The following is a 3,023-nucleotide window of genomic DNA, read 5'->3' on the forward strand; positions in this document are numbered from 1 at the left end:
GGTGGGCAGCGTCTGCCAGGACGTCGACAGCCAGTTCGTCACGTCGGTCGTGGAGGACGAGATCCTGTACGGCCTGGAGAACTTCGGCGTGCCCCGCGACCAGATCGAGGATCGCGTGGCGCAGGCGCTGGCCGACATGGGCATCTCCGAGGTGCGCGACCGCGTGATCTCGTCGCTGTCGGGCGGGCAGAAGCAGAAGGTGGCCATCGCATCCGTCCTAGCGCTGAACCCGCGGGTGCTCGTGCTGGACGAGCCTACCGCCGAACTCGATCCTCTGAGTTCGCGCACTGTGTTCGACCTCTTGGCGCGCTATGCGCGCGAGCACGGCGCCACCGTCGTGGTGGTGGAGCAGAAGATCGCGCTGTTGTCCCAGTACGCCGATATGCTGGTCATCGTCGACGAGGGGAAGATACGCTTCGCCGACGCCCCCGCGCAGGTGCTGGAACATTCGGACGAGCTGAAAGCCATCGGCGTGAACTGCCCGCGTTCGACCACGCTCATGAACCGCCTGCGCGCTGAAGGCCTGTACGCCGGCGCGCCCGTCCGCAACGTGCGCGAGGCGCGCGAGGCGTTGAAGGAGGTGCTCGCATGATCGAGTTCCGCGACGTGCACGCGTCCTACGACGGGTCGGCTCCCATCCTGAAAGGCGTGAGCTTCACCATCCGCGACGGCGAGTTCGTCGCGTTCGTCGGCACGAACGGGGCGGGGAAGTCCACCACGATGCGCCTGATGAACGGTCTGCTCAAACCCGATGCCGGCCAGGTGCTCATCGATGACGTGCCCACGAGCGACCTGCGCACCAGCGAGCTGGCCCGCCGCGTGGGCTTTTTGTTCCAGAATCCCGACAGCCAGATCTGCTGCAACACGGTGCGCGAGGAGCTGCTGTTCGGCTTCAAAGCGCTGGGGCTGGACGGGCCGGACGCCGACTCGCGCGTCGACGCGATCGTCGAAGAGTTCGCCTTCGACCCCGACGACGACCCGTTCCTGTTGAACCGCGGCGCCCGCCAGCTGTTGGCGTTGGCGTCCATCGTGGTGCTCGCGCCGCCGGTGGTGGTGCTCGACGAGCCGACCACCGGCCTGGACTATTGCGAGTGCGTGAAGGTCATGGACATCATCCGTCGCATCCACGAGCGAGGCACCACGGTGGTCATGGTGTGCCACGATATGGAGGTGGTGGCCGATTACGCGGCGCGTTGCATCGTGATGAGCGGCGGCGAGGTGGTGGACGACGCTCCCACGTTCGACGTGCTGCGCAACCGCGAAACGCTCGAGCGCGCCTCGCTCGTCCCGCCGCAGATCGTGGAGTTGTCGCTTGAGCTGGGCCGCGAGATCCCGCGCCTCGCGGACGGGCCCGTCGGCCGCGCCAACACGGTGGACGAGATGGCCGCGGCCGTCATGGAGGAAGTTCGGATGAGCGAAAGGAGCGTGTGCGCATGAGCTCGTTTCTGGAATACGTGCCCGGCACCAGTCCGCTGCATCGCATGAACCCGGTGGCCAAGCTGGCGGCGGCCGCGGCGTTCGCGCTCGCGTGCTTCTGCTCCAGCAACCTCGCGTTCTTGGCCGTGCTGCTGGCGGCAGGCTTCGCGCTGGCCGCGACGTGCGGCATGGTGAGGCCCGCCATCGGTCTGGCGAAGGCGGTGTTCGCGTTCTCGCTGATCTTGGCAGTAGTGCAGGTGATCACGACGCCCAGCGGCGCGGTGCTGGTAGAGCTGCCGTGGGGCTACGTCGGCACGGGCAGTCTGCTGGCGGCGTTGACCACGGTGGTGCGCCTCGTGGCTGCCGCCATCCCGCTGTTCCTCGTGTTCTACGTCACCAAGATGAACGACATCACGAATGCCGTGGTGAAGGTGCTGCACGTGCCGTACAAGTACGCGTTCACCTTCACGTCCACCATCCATTTCATCCCGATGTTCATGAACGACATGAAGGGCATCATGGAAGCGCAGACGGCGCGCGGCGTGGAGTTCGACGCGGGCGGCATCGTGCGGAAGGTGCGCCTGATGGTGCCGCTGTGCGTGCCGCTTTTGGTGTCGTCGGTGCGCAAGACCAACAGCGCCGCCATCGCCGCGGAGGTGCGCGGCTTCAACCTGCGCACCGCGGCGAGCGGCTACAAGGAGTACCCATTCGTCGCAGCCGACGTGGCCGCGATGGCGGGATCCCTCGCGCTCGTTGCGATCGCCGTGGCCCTGGGGGTGCTGCTGTAACGGCTGCGGAAGCGGTTCGCTAGCCGGCGAACCGCTTCCCGCGAAACGCGTGGAGGTCGCGTGCTAAACGACCGGTGAGCTGATAGTTGTCTTCCCATAGGCGCTTTTCGACGATGAAGGTGCGGTAGGAAATGGGGCAGTGCCGTATAAAGGCGAACATTCGGTTGAAAAGGTATCGCCGGTCTTCGTAGCTCCAGTGATAGTAGTCGTTTGCTTTGTGGATAAGCGGCGATGTGTGTATGGGCCTGAGCGGAAAGCTCTCGAACAAACGGTGGAGATTCGCCAACTGCTCAGTCATCGATGTCCTTGCACACGAAGTACGAGCCGATGATGCTGATGAGCGCCCAGGCTGCGAAAACGACCATGGTGGCGGCGAATGCGAGATCGCCGTCGAAGAGGATGCCGCAGACGATCATGAGGATGCCGGCGGGGATGGACGTGCGCGCGCCGAAGCGCTGGCCTTTCTGCCACGCGGCATCGCTTTTCTGGGTCCACGGCAGGCGAACGCCGAAGGCCGAGTTGCGGGTCGCTTTGGGCATGAGGTAGCCGAGGAACAGCAGCGTGGCGCCGATGACGAAAGCGGCGATCTTCGACATGCCGGCGTCGGGAGCGCCGAGGGAGATATCCGAAACGTCGTGCGACAGGATGTTCAGGGATGCGAACACCGTCACGGCGATGAAGATCGCCTGCATGCCGACGGTCAGCTTCATCATGGTTGCGCGGTTGCCTTCGTCGCCGAACCTCGTAAGCAACATCATGAACAGGCCGAACGCAAGCGCGAGAGCGGGCGCGGTGAAGCTTTCGAACCTGCTGCCGATG

At 65.1% G+C, this 3,023-nt stretch carries 5 protein-coding genes; 3 read left to right on the plus strand and 2 right to left on the minus strand.

Going from position 1 to position 3,023, the window contains the following annotated elements; translation table 11 throughout:
• From ACMO6A_RS06280 to ACMO6A_RS06290, 3 genes are all read left to right on the plus strand, one after another.
• On the plus strand, window positions 1–592 hold a 592-nt coding region (locus tag ACMO6A_RS06280), incomplete at its 5' end, for an energy-coupling factor ABC transporter ATP-binding protein (RefSeq protein WP_418470920.1).
• Complete coding sequence (locus ACMO6A_RS06285) at window positions 589–1,437, plus strand: energy-coupling factor ABC transporter ATP-binding protein (protein WP_114519731.1); 849 nt, start codon at window positions 589–591, stop codon at window positions 1,435–1,437. The genes ACMO6A_RS06280 and ACMO6A_RS06285, both read left to right, overlap by 4 nt.
• A complete protein-coding gene (locus ACMO6A_RS06290; protein ID WP_021409674.1) occupies window positions 1,434–2,204 on the plus strand; it encodes an energy-coupling factor transporter transmembrane component T family protein in 771 nt (256 codons plus the stop codon). The genes ACMO6A_RS06285 and ACMO6A_RS06290 overlap by 4 nt, the downstream gene beginning before the upstream one ends.
• Window positions 2,205–2,223: 19 nt before the next feature.
• On the opposite strand, the gene ACMO6A_RS06295 is transcribed toward ACMO6A_RS06290, so the two are convergent.
• Both ACMO6A_RS06295 and ACMO6A_RS06300 read right to left on the minus strand, forming a co-directional pair.
• Window positions 2,224–2,502 carry a hypothetical protein gene (locus ACMO6A_RS06295; protein ID WP_035577784.1) on the minus strand — a complete coding sequence of 93 codons (279 nt, stop codon included), beginning with the start codon at window positions 2,500–2,502 and terminating at the stop codon, window positions 2,224–2,226.
• On the minus strand, window positions 2,495–3,023 hold a 529-nt coding region (locus tag ACMO6A_RS06300; protein WP_418470921.1), incomplete at its 5' end, for an SdpI family protein. The genes ACMO6A_RS06300 and ACMO6A_RS06295, both read right to left, overlap by 8 nt.

This window comes from Eggerthella sp. (assembly GCF_048329335.1).
GTDB classification, from domain to species: Bacteria; Actinomycetota; Coriobacteriia; order Coriobacteriales; family Eggerthellaceae; genus Eggerthella; species Eggerthella lenta.

Coding starts and splice junctions, on each gene's coding strand:
- ACMO6A_RS06285 (WP_114519731.1), top strand. CDS start 589: ATGATCGAGTTCCGCGACGTGCACGCGTCCTACGACGGGTCGGCTCCC.
- ACMO6A_RS06290 (WP_021409674.1), top strand. CDS start 1,434: ATGAGCTCGTTTCTGGAATACGTGCCCGGCACCAGTCCGCTGCATCGC.
- ACMO6A_RS06295 (WP_035577784.1), bottom strand. CDS start 2,502: ATGACTGAGCAGTTGGCGAATCTCCACCGTTTGTTCGAGAGCTTTCCG.